This is a genomic window from Leptospira selangorensis, from assembly GCF_004769405.1.
Taxonomy (GTDB): Bacteria; Spirochaetota; Leptospiria; order Leptospirales; family Leptospiraceae; genus Leptospira_B; species Leptospira_B selangorensis.
On record NZ_RQES01000001.1, the window covers coordinates 287,375 to 301,814 of the forward strand.

The following is a 14,440-nucleotide window of genomic DNA, read 5'->3' on the forward strand; positions in this document are numbered from 1 at the left end:
GATCCGCCGGAAAGGAAAAGAAACAACAAACGTAAGGAGAATAAGATGAACGGAATCTATCATAAGATAGGCGTTCGTGCAGGAGCTGCGGACGTCGTTAAGGCACTAACGACTAAGGAGGGACTTTCAGGATGGTGGACTAGACAAGTGGAAGGACCATTTACCGGTGGAATTTCCGGCGTAGGAGAACCTATTCATTTTGATTTCGGAATAGCGGGAATCGATATGAAGGTACAGGAACTTTCATCACAACATGTTCGTTGGGAATGTACATCAGGGCCAGAAGATTGGATCGGTTCTCATATCGATTTTAAATTGAATCCGGGAACAGCGCCTGACGGAGCAGCATTGACACTTATTTATTTCGGGCATCGGGATTGGAAAATAGAAAGTGATTTTACTGCACATTGTAGTATGAAATGGGCAGTTTTCTTACTTAGCTTAAGGGATTTGATTGAAACCGGCACTGGTAAACCAGCACCGGATGATATTAAGATTGATGATTTCAATTAAAAGATTATGCGCGGGGACGCCTGCGCTGCTTTTGCAAAATTACTTTAATCTTTCCAGAACACCTTTTCGTTTTACGATATTTTTATAGTCCCACTGTATTTTCTTAGATTTATTCACCCAACGTTTTAGATCTTTTTTGTTAATTTGATCTGAGCTTGTATAACGGACTTCAGCTGCTTTAAACGTTCCTTCCGGTTCTAAACCTTCTTCATCAAAAGATTGGCCGCTCCAAAAGAGTAATCGAATACAATTTTTAAGTTTACTATAACCTACAATCGGATTCCCATCCAAAAACCAGACCGGATGAGCATGCCAGATCTTATTTTCCGCTTTAGGAAGATGAAGATTAATTTCTTGGAAAAGAATGTCGCAGATCTCTTTTTCAATTTTGGTTTGTGAATTATTGTATTTTTGAACTTCTTTATTCATGTGATTATAAGTTATTAAAATTTTATACGAAATTTTGAATTTTGCTGAAGTGTTTCTACAAGTCTTTTGGGAGCAACTCCACAATAAGAAACCACTAACATATCTTTAAATAAAGCTAAATCGGTCGATTTCATTTTAACACAGGTCCAACCCTGCTGCCCCCATTTATTTTCTATAGGATAAACGGAGCCCTTAGATGCTGCGGAGAAGAAGTCCTGGTCGTTCCGATCAAATTTTAGGACGATCTTTTTATTCTCCTGATCCACCGTTGCGAAAATTTTCTTGCTCACTCTGAAAGAAATTTTTTCAAAATGAGGTTCTTCTTTTGCTTCCGGAAGAGCTAAGGCAAGTTTTCTTATTTTGTCTAAGGTTATCATTATGTTTTTAATTATAGTATAAATGTTCGATTCTCAATTTTTCTTTAAAACGACATTAAATGATACCGAAAAAGCTTTCCTATGAAGAATAGTCTGTTAAATTCCCTAAAATGGACTCAAAACAAATCACTATTCAAGCTACAATTACAGCAGACATTAAAAAAGCCTGGGACTACTACACTGATCCAAAACATATTATTCATTGGAATTTTGCCACTGACGATTGGCAATGCCCTTGGGCGAAAAATGACCTGAGACCTGGTGGTACGTACAGCGCGAGAATGGAAGCTAAGGATGGAAGTTTTGGCTTCGAGTTTGGAGCTATTTACGATACAGTTGTAGATCAGAAAAATTTGGCTTATACAATGGGAGATGGTAGAAAGGCAACGGTTAACTTTGAGAATAAAGATAACAAAACAATTGTAACAGTAATCTTTGACCCTGAATCAATGAATCCAGTTGAAATGCAAAGAGGTGGTTGGCAGGCGATACTCGATAACTACAAGAAGTATACAGAAGCTAATTAAGAAATTGCGGAAAATAAGATCCAATCGCAGCAAGTCCACCGGCCAAAAGAGCTGCTGAAACCCAATTATCTATCAGAAACTTGGGCTTACTGCGATTTTTCAATAATTTTACGTCTATCCATGATACGGATAACGTTCAATGGCGATTACTATTGGCCTGCTGGTGGTTGCCAGAGTTCAACCTTGTTCCCTTCCGGATCCATGACCCAACCGAATATTCCATACTCTGATTCTTCTACCTTCTCCAAAACTTGACAACCTTCTTCCCGAAGTGCTTTCAATAACCCATGAAGATCATCTACTCGATAGTTAACCATGAATGTAGAATTGCTTGGAGCGAAATAGGATCCATCTCCAATTGACCAAGCAGTTGTGCCATTTGTGGGATTACCGGAAGCATCAACCCAGCGAAAGGCTGCGCCACCCCAAGACTGGACATCTATTCCAAGATGAGTTTTGTACCAGGAACCTAGTTTTGCAGGGTCTTTAGCGCTGAAGAAGATTCCACCAATACCTGTAACTCGTTTCATAGATGCCTCCAAACTAATAAGGTTTTCCGATACTACACAAGGTAGTTGAAAATAGCTAACTAAATGCTATTGACGTGTATGAAATTTTTGCTCCAATAATCGCGTTAAAATATACCTTAAAGGAATATTGCCATGAGAAAAATTATCGTACTCGAATTTCTCACGCTTGATGGAGTTATTCAAGGCCCGGGCGGGCAAGAAGAAGATACAAGTGGTGGCTTTAAATATAGCGGATGGCAAGCTCCGATATTTGACGATCTTACCGGAACAGTTATGCAGAAGCAGATGAACCTTCCGTTTGATCTGCTATTAGGTCGTAAGACATTTGATATTTGGGAACCCTATTGGCCCAAACATTCCGACTTTTGGCCTCCTATCATGTCAGTAACTAAGTATGTTGCCTCTAATACCAGGACTAGTAGTGAATGGAAGCCATCCGTGTTTCTAAACGGAGACATTGTGGAAAAAATCAACAAACTCAAAAAAGAAGAAGGACCAGATTTACACGTCTATGGAAGCGCTAATCTAGTCCAGACACTCATGAAACATGATTTGGTTGATGAGTTTTGGCTAAAGATATATCCGCTAACGTTAGGAAGTGGGAAAAGATTATTTGTAGATGGCACAATCCCTGCGATGTTCCAGATGACTGAAAGCCAAATCTCCTCAAATGGAGTCATTATTGTGAATTATAAGCGTGCGGGAGAAGTTAAAACAGGAAATTTCTAAGACGCGCACTATCATCCATATTCATTTTTTTATGCTCAAAGAAATAGCGTGATTGCCAACTTTGAGATAGAATAGCTTGCCTACTCGAAGGAGTTTCCCAAGGAGGATAGATCCTAAATCCTCTTTTGCCTTCTTTTTTAGAAGTGATAATCCCGTTTTCAACAAGAAGGCTTTTATTAAAAACAAAATGCCCGATCCTATTCAATTTTCTGACTTCGATGATAATAAGATCAATATCATCATTTTTATGGAATGGAATGGTGATCCCCTTTTTATCCCTTTTCCAAAGAGTAACAAACAATCCGATTTTTTTAGGAGTAATTTTCGCTAATCTAAAAACAGTCTGTTTTTTATTTAAATCAAAGAATGCAGCATTATAATCGGAACTTTCTTTTTCTATCCGAAAATTTTTGATCTCTATATTACAGTTTTCAGAGAATAAAAGATTAACTTTCATTAAACTCGTAGGAAGAGGTATTTTATTCGACATTCAGATAATAACGACCAAGGCTTTGTTTATTTTTTTAGTTGGGCTAATAGTGAAATAAGATTTTTTCGGTCAGGAGCCGACATACCTCGATATAAACGAGCATTCATCTTTCTTCCCGCTCGAATAATTTTCAAACGTGTATTTTTCCCCGATGTGGTTAACCGGACCTGGGATTCTCTTGCATCAAGGGATGAACGTTCCTGAATTGCAAGATTTAAATCGACTAACTTTTGTACTAATGGAGTAACGCTAGACTGGTCTCTGAAAATCTGTCTCGCTATCTCCTTCATAGATTGAGGGTGATCGTTTTTAAGTGCACAAAGGACCGCGCCCATCGCAGGAGTTATATTCGTTAGTCCGAAACGTAAATAATCTTTTTTTACTTCGTCTAAAATTTGATCCCGTAACGCAGTTACCAGGACTAACAGCCTATCTTGTTTCATTCTTCTTCCGTTTACCCCGCCTTATTAATAGACAGTTTTATATATACCAAAAATTACTTTGAATACCAAGCAATATTATTCCTAACAAAAGGATTTCTACAATTTATTATTTACAGCAGAGATTTCCAATCTTCTTCCTTAAGTTAGAATTTTTAAAAAGCTTTGAATACCAAGCATTTTGGGAGGACCTTTGAATACGAATAATATATTTACACGGATAATTTATCTGATATTTGCTCTGACTTCATACACGATCTATCTTTTAAGTGTGATCATTTTTGTTTTACGTTTACTTGATATCAGTCAATTCTTGGAGGGCATTACATTCGAATTCAAAATCGGTCTAATCGGATCTATTTGTTTAAACATAACGTTAATTGCGATATTTGGGATCCCTCATAGTGTGATGGCGAGAGAAGGTTTTAAAAAATATCTCCGACGAATAGTCCCCCCGCCGATTGAGAGAAGTTTTTACGTTTTAATAGTTAGTATCACTTTGATCACACTCTCATGTTTTTGGCAACCCATCGATTTAGAGATATGGAATTTTAAAAGTATCCTGGGAAAATATATTGCGTATTCAATTTTCTTAATAGGACTTTCAGTGGCGGTTGTTTCTACCTTTCTAATAGATCACTTTGAACTTTTCGGACTAAAACAAGCTTGGAATTTTCTATTAAAAACCCGAGAACATACGGCAGAATTCCTTACACCTTCACTTTATAAGTTAGTACGTCATCCGATGATGTTCGGAATAATTTTAGTTATATGGAGTACGCCGCTGATGAACTTAGGCCACCTCATTCTCTCTATAGGTATGACTCTTTATATTATCATAGGAACATTCTTTGAGGAAAGAGATTTAGCCCGCATATTTGGAGAGAAGTATCTGCAATATAAACGAGCAGTTCCTATGCTTCTACCATTCTTTACGTTCAATCAAAAGGTTATAAAAAAATAAATTGGAGAACAACATGAAAGTTGATAATATAATACTATCTAAAAGATTTTGCGGTCCACCAAAAACAGGTAATGGAGGTTTTACCGCTGGAATTTTGGTTGAAGCTGTAGGAACTAACTCGGCTGAGATACGTTTACTTAACCCGACTCCCGTTGAGTCATCTATCATTTTGGAATCTGAAAAAAGAAAACAAGGTACGATTTATGATGACTCAAAAAAAAACACTCGCAACTCTAAAATCAATCGAGGACGAAGATTTTCCAGAATATAAGTTGCCGATAGTTCCTGACCTGGAGGATGCAAAAAAGATCTCTACCTTTTATCCGGGATTCACAACTCATCCATTTCCCACATGTTTTGTATGTGGTCCTAAACGAGAAATAAACGATGGAATGCGAATATTTGTCGGTCCTGCTCCCGAACAAATTGGATTTGAAAACCTAATGGTAGGACACTGGTTACCGGATGAAACAATTTCATCGACGGATGGTTTTGTTAGAGATGCAGCAGTCTGGGGTGCTTTGGACTGTCCCGGCGGATTTTCAGCTGTGTTAGATGAACCTCAATTAATAGTACTAAGCAAAATACGCGGGAAGATTCTAGAACGTCCAAAAACTGGAGAAGACAGTATAGTGATGAGTTGGCGTTTGCAGAAGATGTCGAGGGCATTCAAGGTCATGACAGCTATTTTCAAATCCGACTCAAAAAGATTAATGGCAATTGCTGAAGCACTTTGGTTGGCACCTAAAAATTGGGACAATACAAATCAGCAATGGTGACTATAGTAACGCTGTTGCGCTCTTGCAAAAACAGCGTTGATTTAGAAGAGAAAAATTTTCATCATTTATTTCTTTTATAATGGAGGGCAACGATTCCAGATTGTAAAGTTTCCGAACCAAAAAAATCCAGAAGAAGTCTTTCTTGTAGTTTTATTTTATCAAATAACTTAGGACCTTTTCCGGCAATCACCGGATGAACTACAAAACGATATTCATCAATTAAATCGAACTCGGAGAGTTGGGTGGCGAGACTCAGGCTACCGATGAAAATATCCTTTCCGGGCTGCTTCTTCAAAGAAGTTACTTCGTTCGCTAGACTATTAGTTGTTAATCGAGTATTACTGTCCTCAACTTGTTTTAATGTACTGGAGAATAAGATCTTCTCAAGCGAAGTAAACACTTGAGCAAACTCATTCGTAACTTCTGACTCCGATTGCTCTCTTGCCACGTCAGGCCAAAACGGTACCATCAGTTGGTATGTAACCCGCCCATAAAGGATAACACCAGCAGTACGAAGCAAATCTGTGAAGTATTTGTGCAGCCCGTCGTCAGGGATCATATCCATATGACTGCAACATCCGTCGGTAGTAATATTAATCGCAAAAATAACTTTTCTCATGGGTCTACTTATAATTATATACCGTCCGAACGGAAAGCTCTTTTATTATGTTTTAATAACAGAAAATTTCACGACTACCTTGCTCACCGTCGAATAAACTCAGATCTTCCTTAAGAAATATCCTGCCTTTCATAATAAAGAATGACTGCACCACTGCTAAACGTTCTAGTCTTTATGAGTTTAAGTATAATTTTTTCGCTAATATTTTTAAATAACGGCAAACCACTTCCTGCGATAACAGGGTGAACACAAAGTTGATATTCGTCTATTAAATTGAGTTTTGTCAAAGCTACAATCAAACTCGGGCTGCACGCAAAAACATCTTTACCCGATTGTTGTTTGAGTTCTAAAACTTCTTTCTCAAGGTCTTGACTTGCTAATTTAGCACTTTTCCAATCTACATTTTCCAGTGTGCGGGAAAAAACAATCTTCGGAGTGTTGTCAATTGCAACTGCAAAGTCGTTCATTGCTTTATCATCTGTGGGATTTTCCAGTACGGTTCGCCAAAATTCCATAAGTTGATAGGTTATCCTGCCATATAGAGCGGCACCTGCATTCTTCAACAGGTCTGCGTAATGTTGATGTATTTCTTTGTCCGGGATGCCTGAGGTATGGTCACAAAACCCGTCAAGCGTCATGTTGATTGCTGCAATTAACTTTCTCATATAGTTCCTTTCAATATCGTCTATGGCTTTCTAATCTTTTCCAAAGCAGAGCGTTAGTGCCGAAAATTTGTTTCGCCGAAGAATCTTTAAACAGTTCTTTAATCTTGCTATTCGTATTTTGATCTGTCGCTTCTATTACTTTCTTAGATATTTGAGTTTCAATAATGGTCGGCAACGTGTTCATAGATAAATTCATGGACCTCGCAAGATGTCCTTTCTCTTCAGCGTTTCCATTGCTCAGGAATTTCCCAGTAATATGGATTTCAAAATCATTTTCCGGGGAAGTTAATTTACCAATTTTAACGTTCGCCAAATCACCTACATGCATACCATTAAAATTAAATATTAGCTTCATTAATTTAATTATAGTTAGTTCTTAGTCAAATGATCTAAAATTTTAAATTACGGTATATAACGACTAAACCTTGGCGATGTTCACAACGGCACAAGCTCGAAGCGTATCGGAAGTTATACGCCTTTTCGAAACTACTACTTATTCCCCTGTAAACAAATTTCATCGAGAAACCACTTTACTTAAAATTCTCAACAAGTCAAAGTTGCATGATGGGTTATTTTATATATATTGTAGCAACAATGTTTGTAGTGCCATTACTTTCAGTAACTGGAGAATTTTTCTATCGCTCTTCTCGAATAAGATTTCTAGATCTCTCATGGAAATGGTTCATTTTTTGGGCTATCGGCATAAGGCTTATCAGTGCCGGTTTAAATCAGGTAATAAATCCTGCATTTACCGCAAGTATCTTGCAATTAAACGATTCAGCGCATTTTGTTATCAGAGAGTTAGGCTTTGCTAATTTATTAATGGGCGGACTTGCGGGGCTTTCTTTATTCTTTCCCTCTCTGCGATCCGCGGCAACACTTGGTGGCCTTTATCTCGGATTAGCTGGATTACTTCATGTCATTCGTGGCATTGAACATGTAAACTTTAAGGAAGCAACTGCACTCATTTCGGATTTGTGGGGTCTGTTAATCGTTACTGGCTATTATTTAGATTCACTTTTTCTTCGCAATAAAGCGGAGAAGTAATAGCAATGATCAGAACGAACTAAAAATTGATTGGATAACCAATGTCAACTAGGTCATTTCTCAGTTGATCCAAATCATCAATTTCCACTTTTAACTTCTTCAAAAAGGAAGCATCTATCTTATTCATGCCATAAATTTTTTTTACCAAATCCAAGCTAACTTCCATTTCATAATATTCTTCAGCCCATTTTTGGTATGTAAGCGGATTGCCATCTAATATATAAAGCAACTCTTCGGAGCCATCATCCCTTCCTTTAGGGAAAGTGACAGTACCAGTTTTCCACGTCTTATCTTTATTTAATCTCCATATAAAGAAGGTAGTGCCAATAGATGGGATCGGTTCAGTATCAATAAATTCCTGAAATTCAGATGGCATATTCTCAAATAATCCGGGCCAATATTTCGGTTTTTTACTAATCCAAGGTGACATCTTTGAATCGCAATCAAATCCATTAATTGCAGCGCCATACTGATTAAACAATATTTTATACTCACTACCGCTTCCATCTCGCATCGAACCTAATTCTTCTGAATCAGACCATTTAGAATCGTACGAATAATATCTGAATTCCCATTCTGAGCAAAGGATAGCATCCAATGCAGCAAGAGATTTCGATAAATTTTTTATCGTTTTGATATCTGAAAGTTTATTTAAGTTTTTTGTTGATATATTCATATTCTAATAATTTTCCCCAATTTTCGTCTAACGACCAAGCCTTGGCGACGTCTCACAATGCACGAACTTGTGCAAGCAATCTGAAGCGAAACACTATATTACCCTAACGAGACGGATCTTGGGTAAACATTTTAAAAAGTTAAATTCTGAAACCATCCGGGCCGAAGGCACAAACTCCGAATTGATCACTGATTCATCGAACAGGTTATAGTTGTCGAAACTACTTAAGCCTCGTTATAAGCTTTTTCAAGTGTAGCAATCTCAAGTTTTACCATTTTCATCATGGCATCCATTACAGCTTTTACTTTTCTCGGATTAGGATCGTTAATAAGTTCCATGAAACGTCTTGGTACGATTTGCCAAGTTATACCGAATTGATCAGTAATCCAGCCACACTGTAGTGGTTTTGCCCCCGCACTAATAAGTTTATTCCAGTACTCGTCGACTTCTCCTTGATCTCCACAGTCGACAAAAAGCGAAAAACCATTTGAAAACTCGAAATATGAACCACCGTTGTATCCCATAAAAAATTGACCGCCAATGATAAATTCGGCCGAGGTGATTGGACCATCGTTGCCAGTGCGAGCAACGTTTTTAATTTCTGAATCAGGGAATGTAGAAGTATAGAACGCTATTGCAGCCTCAAGTTGATCATTAAACATTAGGAATGGTGTAATTTTAGACATAAATTGACTCCTTTTTATTTTTCTTACCTGTGATGATTGAATCTAACGATTATGAGATGTATAATTTTGCCATTCATTTCCAGGCATCAAATTGCAGCTAATGGCCAGTAATTGTCGAAGTTCCGCATGCCCCCAAAGGACTTAGCACCAGGTGATAGTCAGCCGAAGTGCAGTCAGTAGGCCCTACTTATTTATAATTTCCGATTTTTCTATTCTTCCGTTCGAATTACGATCTATTTCAGATCTAATTTCTTTTCCAAATTCATCAAAATAGATAGTTTTATCGAATCTATTATCGTGATCTGTATCAAAGCGCTCTGAAATTTTTAATCCATTAACGTCGTACGCTATAGAGTGATCGAAATTTTTCGAGGAGATGTCAGGGAAATAATGAACGTCTATTTTTCCATTAATATCATAAGACTTATTACTAACCTGCTGACCGTCTTCGCCGTAGCATATCCATGAACTCAATTTATCATTCTCTTTGTAATATGAAAGAATACAGTTTTCAACGTTATCATATTCAGAATAGACATACAAATCAGAATTTAAGTCTAAATTCAAAGAATTATACTTTGCTTTAATATCAAAATAGCTTATTAGTAAAGAAACTATGCCTACAATTAATAGGGAAATGGCCAAGATACTCATATTTCCGAAGTCTTGATTTTTTATTTTTGAACTATCAATATTATCATTCGAATGATTCAACTTGGAGAATCCCTGTATAATTTCCAATAATTCCTCAGTCAACGGAAGCTTTAACAAATAAAGAGCAAATAATAAATCTTTCTCAGAAACGCATAGTTCTACTAGAGTATCATTTTCTGGTAATGCAAATTTTAGGGCATTCAATTCGCCTCCTTTTACGAAAGAATTAATTTCTTCACTATCGAGAACTGATTTAAATAGCTCTATTTCTTGGTAATTATTTGATTTGTATATTGTTATCAATTTTATTCCTCTTTATACATTTTTTGACCCCATTTCTGCTAATGACCTGCGCTTGAGGATGGTTTGGATGATGGCGAAATACTTGGAGCGAGGCTTGCTATGCAAGTTCGAAGCGCAGTGATAAGCCGACAGCTGTGCGCCGTAATTTATTTACTAAATAAAGAGTTCCTTAATCATAATTATAACTGTTGCGATCTATGCGGATAATAGCAATAAATAATATAAACTGGACAAAAGTGATGATAAAAACTGTTAGCAAACTTAATGCTAAACCGAACGAGAATATTTTCCTAAAATAAAATGACTTGGAAAATAACACAAAAATAAATGATACAAAAAGATAACTCCATAATTTTCGATTCTTAATTAACACATAAAATTTCTTCGATAAGCCGCTTAACTCCCTTGATCCAATACAAACAACCAATAATAAAGTTATGATAAAGGACAATACTCCATTAAAGATAGGATAAATGACCCCTATTATGACCTTCAATTCTTCTTGTGTGAAGTTTTCAAAATTATCTTTAACACTTTCTTCAAAGACAACGGACAAGATGCCAAGCGGAAGGCAGTAGATTAGAAAGAATTTTAGTAACAGCCAAATAAATTCAAAAATTGAACCCTCCACTCTTGAACCACTTGGTATTGTTAACTCCCTAATAGAGGATATTAGTAAAAAAATATTAATAATCATAATTAGTGTAAAACTAATTGTGATGAATGAACGGAATTCTCCCATTCCTCCTAACACATAGAATATTAAAACATCAACGGGAATTAGTGCCAATAATATTAGCACTGAACGATTTCTTATTATTATTCTAAAAGTTTTAAAAAATTCTTTCATACTCTTTTACTGATTATTTGTAATTATAGCACCTAACGACCAAGGTATTCCGACGTTTGCAATGGCACAAGTTTGTCCATGTAAACGAAGTGACGGAAGCAAATTTAGCAACGCGCGAGCGAAGAATTGTGTTAGCAATCCCTAAACGGAACGGAAGCGGCGATAGTTAGGCGCAGTCAAAATTATCTAGTTACTTCTTGAATACTATTTCAGTATCTTGCAGCAAGTGCTGCATGAATCTCTTAATAAGTATGCTATGAACTTTATTTAAAGTGACCAGATTATAATAGAGACCCGACCACACTTCCTCTTTGTCTACATATCTTTTTGTAAATAAGATATCATTTTTCTCATTGCGAATATTGACCTCAATATCAAATTCACAAGAAGTAATAAATGCAGGTGCAGCTAAATACCAAAGCAAAGGCCCGAATACACTCAAACCGTAAAAGTATAAATTTCTTGCACAAGAATATTTATTCAAATTACCATCTATCACATAATCTGCATTTAGAGTATTTAATTCTGAAATATAAAGTTTATTAAATGAATATTTATTTTCTAGCTCCCTTTTCATGATATCAGAAAAATGATATTTTAAAGGAGTCCCCATTGAAATTCTATCAGACTCCGGAAAATCTAATTTGATCTCGCCAGATATAACAAACGGAACTAAGGCTAACAAAGAATAATCTGTATTCTCTCCAGATCTTAAATCGTTGAGAAAGCCGATTTTCAAGTTCTTTTTAACCATTTCAATTTTTCTGTCTGTCCGATCTACTTCGTAAATATTCCGAGGTATACTTATGCAACAACTTAAGAATATCATTATAACTAATAAACTTTTCTTCATTTAATCACTTTTAATTATATTTTACTGCAGTATCTATTTCGATGGCGTATAATTACTAAGCCTTGGCGAAGGTTGCAATGGCACGAGCTTGCGTATGCAAGTATAGTGACGAAAGAAAAATGTGGCGAAGCAGTTGCTTAGAAAGCTCGAAACATATTAGGCACAGTCACAAAATTCAACTACGTTCTTTAAAAATTTTCAAACGATGCCATTCTAACGTTAGCATTATTAGTAAAAGAGAGGAATATTGAAAAATTAGAAAAATTGACGTAGCAATATCAACTTCCTTTACTTCACTAAATCCCAATTTATCCAGGAGATAATAATCGATAATTGTTAGTAAGCCAGAAACAAAAAGAGCGATCCAAAGTATTGCTATATATAATTTAAAGATACTCCATTGCTTTAACTTCTTTTTATAATTAATTTGATATAGTTGTTCATAGGTCTCGTAAATATAAGCAAATGGATAATAGTAATTTGCTATGGGTATAAAAAACCCGAAAATTCCCCACCAGTCTGGTAAAAAATTCGAAACAGCAAAATTTTCTCGTAACCATTTATGTAAGATATGTACCCAAATGCTAAAAGCTAAGGTAGAAAAGAATAAACAAAGAACTGTAATTATCTCAAAGAATAGTTGTTCCTGACCTAATTGCGGTGACATTTCTTTATAGCTAACTTTATAATAAAATTGAATATACAATCGTTGGATCCTACCAACTATTCCACTTATTAGAAGCAAGGAAGACAGGATAAATAAGATATTTCTATAAATTTTGATCATTCTATTATTCTTTTTTGGTATTGCGCCTAACGACCAAGGTGTTCCGACGTTTTGCGCGTGCGCTAAGCACGAAGCAGAACATCAATCCTATAGTTAAGCGTAGTTGCTTAATTATAGCTGATTATAGTAATCAATTCTGTTGAATTAAACATATCAACAGGGGAAATTACCGGTTCAGAGTAAGGAATAATATTCCCATATCGCTTTTTCATTAAATATTGCACTTTTGATGATGATAAATCGAAATCTTTTAAAGTCTTTAAATCACCCAATTTCTTGCCTGTAAATTTATCATATAATTTCCAGATTAATTCTGTGCAATAAATGCGATCATCTTGCCAATCAAAATAAATATCGTAGTGCCGGCCTAGCAAAGAATTTCCATATTTCTTCATATCTTGGATTTTACTTTCGGTTAACACTGTTTCGCGATCTTTAAGTCGTTTGATAACATAGTGATTTTTTTGACCTCTTTTAATAAAAGAAGCTAAAGGCGTAATTCTTACAGGCTCAACTGCTTCAAGAACCCTATAATCATTACCGTATTTAAAAATAATTCCAACATGAGTGTATTTCGATTTAGTAGCTGCTTTAATTGCTTTAGCCTGTTCAGAGTTTGATTCGTGAAATATAATATCCCCTTCCATCAAATCAGAAAACTTAATCTGTTCTGTTTTCAAATTTCGAAATGATGTAAAAAGAATTACTATTAGGAAAAGTGTCTTGTTCATTTTTTCTTCTTAATTATTTTTTAAGTAATTACGTATAACGACCAAGGCTTGACGAAGTTTCGCGAGTCCGACAGCACTAGGCGCGAGACTTACTTTGCAAGACGAGCGACAAAGCGAAATGTGGCTTAGTCTAGAGCGAAGGTGCGAAAGCATCCCGAAGTGCTGCGATAAGCCGACAGTTGCACGCCGTCGCTAACTTTTTGAGAAATTAACCCAGTGCCCTCAATGCCCCTAATGCATTCATTATTTCATTTAAGTAAATAATAAACTGTATAGGGCTAGTAATAATATCTGCTATTATGGAAAACGGAGTCAACCAATAATAAGCGGGTTTCCCATTGCGTTCATTTATATGGCTTACTATTACTACTCTTCCTCGTACGAATTTATTATTAATTGTTGGAAAGTTAAATTCATACATTTTTTTGACGTATCCTTGCGAGTCCAAAACGATAAGTAAGTTCCCCTTAGCTAATTCATATCTATTTAATCTTACTTCATACGCTTGTCGTTTAGGAAAATTACAATTTTTTAGATTCGGAGTATCATTCTCGTCAAAACATAGAAAGAATTCTCGTGAATGTGCCTTTGAAAGAAAGGCCTTACCCTCCTTTGTTGCATATATTTCAGGACTATCGTGATTAATTGTTATATGCATTTCTTTATATATTTTCGTTAGAGACTTGTGCAAAAATATTGAATCAACATAAGATATCTGCAGTCCCCCTTGGGGATTAACTTCCTTTATCTCTGCTTTAATTAATTGCGTATTTGTCTCACACTTAAAAAAT

Annotated in this window: 21 protein-coding genes; 6 read left to right on the top strand and 15 right to left on the bottom strand. The window is 35.9% G+C overall.

Translation table 11 applies throughout. The features are described from left to right. The first annotated feature begins 45 nt into the window (after positions 1-45). Positions 46-513, top strand: a complete 468-nt coding sequence (locus EHO58_RS01370; RefSeq protein ID WP_135626748.1) for an SRPBCC family protein — start codon at positions 46-48, stop codon at positions 511-513. Between the two features lie 39 nt (positions 514-552). Here the strand turns inward: EHO58_RS01370 and EHO58_RS01375 are convergent, their stop codons facing one another. After that, the gene (locus tag EHO58_RS01375; protein WP_135626747.1) at positions 553-942 is read right to left on the bottom strand and encodes a DUF1801 domain-containing protein; all 390 of its coding nucleotides are present in this window, start codon (positions 940-942) and stop codon (positions 553-555) included. Positions 943-956: 14 nt separating this feature from the next. After that, a complete protein-coding gene (locus EHO58_RS01380) occupies positions 957-1,319 on the bottom strand; it encodes an MmcQ/YjbR family DNA-binding protein (protein ID WP_135678150.1) in 363 nt (120 codons plus the stop codon). A 110-nt stretch (positions 1,320-1,429) separates the two neighbouring features. On the opposite strand from EHO58_RS01380, the gene EHO58_RS01385 reads away from it, so the two are divergent. Next, positions 1,430-1,846: an SRPBCC family protein gene (locus EHO58_RS01385; protein WP_135678152.1), complete on the top strand. Its 417-nt coding sequence runs from the start codon at positions 1,430-1,432 to the stop codon at positions 1,844-1,846. Positions 1,847-1,995: 149 nt separating this feature from the next. Here the strand turns inward: EHO58_RS01385 and EHO58_RS01390 are convergent, their stop codons facing one another. Next, positions 1,996-2,376, bottom strand: coding sequence for a VOC family protein (locus EHO58_RS01390; protein WP_135678154.1), 381 nt, complete (start codon positions 2,374-2,376; stop codon positions 1,996-1,998). A 132-nt stretch (positions 2,377-2,508) separates the two neighbouring features. Here EHO58_RS01390 and EHO58_RS01395 point away from each other — a divergent pair, with 132 nt between their 5' ends. Continuing rightward, positions 2,509-3,105: a dihydrofolate reductase family protein gene (locus EHO58_RS01395; RefSeq protein ID WP_135678155.1), complete on the top strand. Its 597-nt coding sequence runs from the start codon at positions 2,509-2,511 to the stop codon at positions 3,103-3,105. Here the strand turns inward: EHO58_RS01395 and EHO58_RS01400 are convergent. Then, positions 3,086-3,562: a MepB family protein gene (locus tag EHO58_RS01400; protein ID WP_244241027.1), complete on the bottom strand. Its 477-nt coding sequence runs from the start codon at positions 3,560-3,562 to the stop codon at positions 3,086-3,088. The genes EHO58_RS01395 and EHO58_RS01400 overlap by 20 nt on opposite strands. 59 nt (positions 3,563-3,621) lie before the next feature. Further along, on the bottom strand, positions 3,622-4,038 hold the full coding sequence (locus tag EHO58_RS01405; protein ID WP_135626741.1) for a MarR family winged helix-turn-helix transcriptional regulator: 417 nt from the start codon (positions 4,036-4,038) through the stop codon (positions 3,622-3,624). Positions 4,039-4,444: 406 nt separating this feature from the next. Here EHO58_RS01405 and EHO58_RS01410 point away from each other — a divergent pair, with 406 nt between their 5' ends. Next, positions 4,445-4,999, top strand: a complete 555-nt coding sequence (locus EHO58_RS01410) for a methyltransferase family protein (RefSeq protein ID WP_244241028.1) — start codon at positions 4,445-4,447, stop codon at positions 4,997-4,999. Positions 5,000-5,202: 203 nt separating this feature from the next. Continuing rightward, positions 5,203-5,778, top strand: a complete 576-nt coding sequence (locus tag EHO58_RS01415) for a hypothetical protein (RefSeq protein ID WP_244241029.1) — start codon at positions 5,203-5,205, stop codon at positions 5,776-5,778. A 61-nt stretch (positions 5,779-5,839) separates the two neighbouring features. Here EHO58_RS01415 and EHO58_RS01420 read toward each other — a convergent pair whose 3' ends face one another. The 3 genes from EHO58_RS01420 to EHO58_RS01430 all read right to left on the bottom strand — a co-directional run bounded on the left by EHO58_RS01420 (position 5,840) and on the right by EHO58_RS01430 (position 7,375). After that, positions 5,840-6,397 carry a dihydrofolate reductase family protein gene (locus EHO58_RS01420; RefSeq protein WP_135678161.1) on the bottom strand — a complete coding sequence of 186 codons (558 nt, stop codon included), beginning with the start codon at positions 6,395-6,397 and terminating at the stop codon, positions 5,840-5,842. A gap of 110 nt (positions 6,398-6,507) precedes the next feature. Further along, positions 6,508-7,062, bottom strand: coding sequence for a dihydrofolate reductase family protein (locus tag EHO58_RS01425; protein ID WP_135626737.1), 555 nt, complete (start codon positions 7,060-7,062; stop codon positions 6,508-6,510). 10 nt (positions 7,063-7,072) lie between these two features. Further along, positions 7,073-7,375, bottom strand: a complete 303-nt coding sequence (locus EHO58_RS01430; protein WP_135678163.1) for a hypothetical protein — start codon at positions 7,373-7,375, stop codon at positions 7,073-7,075. Positions 7,376-7,623: 248 nt separating this feature from the next. Between EHO58_RS01430 and EHO58_RS01435 the strand changes: the two genes are divergently transcribed. After that, complete coding sequence (locus EHO58_RS01435) at positions 7,624-8,109, top strand: DUF6790 family protein (protein ID WP_135678164.1); 486 nt, start codon at positions 7,624-7,626, stop codon at positions 8,107-8,109. Positions 8,110-8,128: 19 nt separating this feature from the next. Here the strand turns inward: EHO58_RS01435 and EHO58_RS01440 are convergent, their stop codons facing one another. From EHO58_RS01440 to EHO58_RS19475, 7 genes are all read right to left on the bottom strand, one after another. Beyond that, complete coding sequence (locus tag EHO58_RS01440; protein ID WP_135678166.1) at positions 8,129-8,785, bottom strand: hypothetical protein; 657 nt, start codon at positions 8,783-8,785, stop codon at positions 8,129-8,131. A gap of 224 nt (positions 8,786-9,009) precedes the next feature. Continuing rightward, on the bottom strand, positions 9,010-9,471 hold the full coding sequence (locus EHO58_RS01445) for a VOC family protein (RefSeq protein ID WP_135626733.1): 462 nt from the start codon (positions 9,469-9,471) through the stop codon (positions 9,010-9,012). Positions 9,472-9,654: 183 nt separating this feature from the next. Beyond that, complete coding sequence (locus tag EHO58_RS01450; protein ID WP_135678167.1) at positions 9,655-10,428, bottom strand: hypothetical protein; 774 nt, start codon at positions 10,426-10,428, stop codon at positions 9,655-9,657. Positions 10,429-11,468: 1,040 nt separating this feature from the next. After that, positions 11,469-12,032, bottom strand: a complete 564-nt coding sequence (locus tag EHO58_RS01455) for a hypothetical protein (protein ID WP_135678169.1) — start codon at positions 12,030-12,032, stop codon at positions 11,469-11,471. Between the two features lie 274 nt (positions 12,033-12,306). Beyond that, positions 12,307-12,918, bottom strand: a complete 612-nt coding sequence (locus EHO58_RS01460; RefSeq protein WP_135678171.1) for a DUF4328 domain-containing protein — start codon at positions 12,916-12,918, stop codon at positions 12,307-12,309. A 107-nt stretch (positions 12,919-13,025) separates the two neighbouring features. After that, positions 13,026-13,649 (bottom strand): YiiX family permuted papain-like enzyme, encoded by a 624-nt coding sequence (locus tag EHO58_RS01465; protein WP_135678174.1) that lies wholly within the window; start codon positions 13,647-13,649, stop codon positions 13,026-13,028. A 208-nt stretch (positions 13,650-13,857) separates the two neighbouring features. Further along, a partial coding sequence (locus EHO58_RS19475) for a hypothetical protein (protein WP_167483166.1) occupies positions 13,858-14,440 on the bottom strand: 583 nt, incomplete at its 5' end.

Excerpts from the sequence above, each read along its gene's own strand:
- EHO58_RS01370 (WP_135626748.1), top strand. The coding sequence starts at position 46 with ATGAACGGAATCTATCATAAGATAGGCGTTCGTGCAGGAGCTGCGGAC.
- EHO58_RS01375 (WP_135626747.1), bottom strand. The coding sequence starts at position 942 with ATGAATAAAGAAGTTCAAAAATACAATAATTCACAAACCAAAATTGAA.
- EHO58_RS01380 (WP_135678150.1), bottom strand. The coding sequence starts at position 1,319 with ATGATAACCTTAGACAAAATAAGAAAACTTGCCTTAGCTCTTCCGGAA.
- EHO58_RS01385 (WP_135678152.1), top strand. The coding sequence starts at position 1,430 with ATGGACTCAAAACAAATCACTATTCAAGCTACAATTACAGCAGACATT.
- EHO58_RS01390 (WP_135678154.1), bottom strand. The coding sequence starts at position 2,376 with ATGAAACGAGTTACAGGTATTGGTGGAATCTTCTTCAGCGCTAAAGAC.
- EHO58_RS01395 (WP_135678155.1), top strand. The coding sequence starts at position 2,509 with ATGAGAAAAATTATCGTACTCGAATTTCTCACGCTTGATGGAGTTATT.
- EHO58_RS01400 (WP_244241027.1), bottom strand. The coding sequence starts at position 3,562 with ATGAAAGTTAATCTTTTATTCTCTGAAAACTGTAATATAGAGATCAAA.
- EHO58_RS01405 (WP_135626741.1), bottom strand. The coding sequence starts at position 4,038 with ATGAAACAAGATAGGCTGTTAGTCCTGGTAACTGCGTTACGGGATCAA.
- EHO58_RS01410 (WP_244241028.1), top strand. The coding sequence starts at position 4,445 with ATGGCGAGAGAAGGTTTTAAAAAATATCTCCGACGAATAGTCCCCCCG.
- EHO58_RS01415 (WP_244241029.1), top strand. The coding sequence starts at position 5,203 with ATGATGACTCAAAAAAAAACACTCGCAACTCTAAAATCAATCGAGGAC.
- EHO58_RS01420 (WP_135678161.1), bottom strand. The coding sequence starts at position 6,397 with ATGAGAAAAGTTATTTTTGCGATTAATATTACTACCGACGGATGTTGC.
- EHO58_RS01425 (WP_135626737.1), bottom strand. The coding sequence starts at position 7,062 with ATGAGAAAGTTAATTGCAGCAATCAACATGACGCTTGACGGGTTTTGT.
- EHO58_RS01435 (WP_135678164.1), top strand. The coding sequence starts at position 7,624 with ATGATGGGTTATTTTATATATATTGTAGCAACAATGTTTGTAGTGCCA.
- EHO58_RS01440 (WP_135678166.1), bottom strand. The coding sequence starts at position 8,785 with ATGAATATATCAACAAAAAACTTAAATAAACTTTCAGATATCAAAACG.
- EHO58_RS01445 (WP_135626733.1), bottom strand. The coding sequence starts at position 9,471 with ATGTCTAAAATTACACCATTCCTAATGTTTAATGATCAACTTGAGGCT.
- EHO58_RS01455 (WP_135678169.1), bottom strand. The coding sequence starts at position 12,032 with ATGGTTAAAAAGAACTTGAAAATCGGCTTTCTCAACGATTTAAGATCT.
- EHO58_RS01460 (WP_135678171.1), bottom strand. The coding sequence starts at position 12,918 with ATGATCAAAATTTATAGAAATATCTTATTTATCCTGTCTTCCTTGCTT.
- EHO58_RS01465 (WP_135678174.1), bottom strand. The coding sequence starts at position 13,649 with ATGAACAAGACACTTTTCCTAATAGTAATTCTTTTTACATCATTTCGA.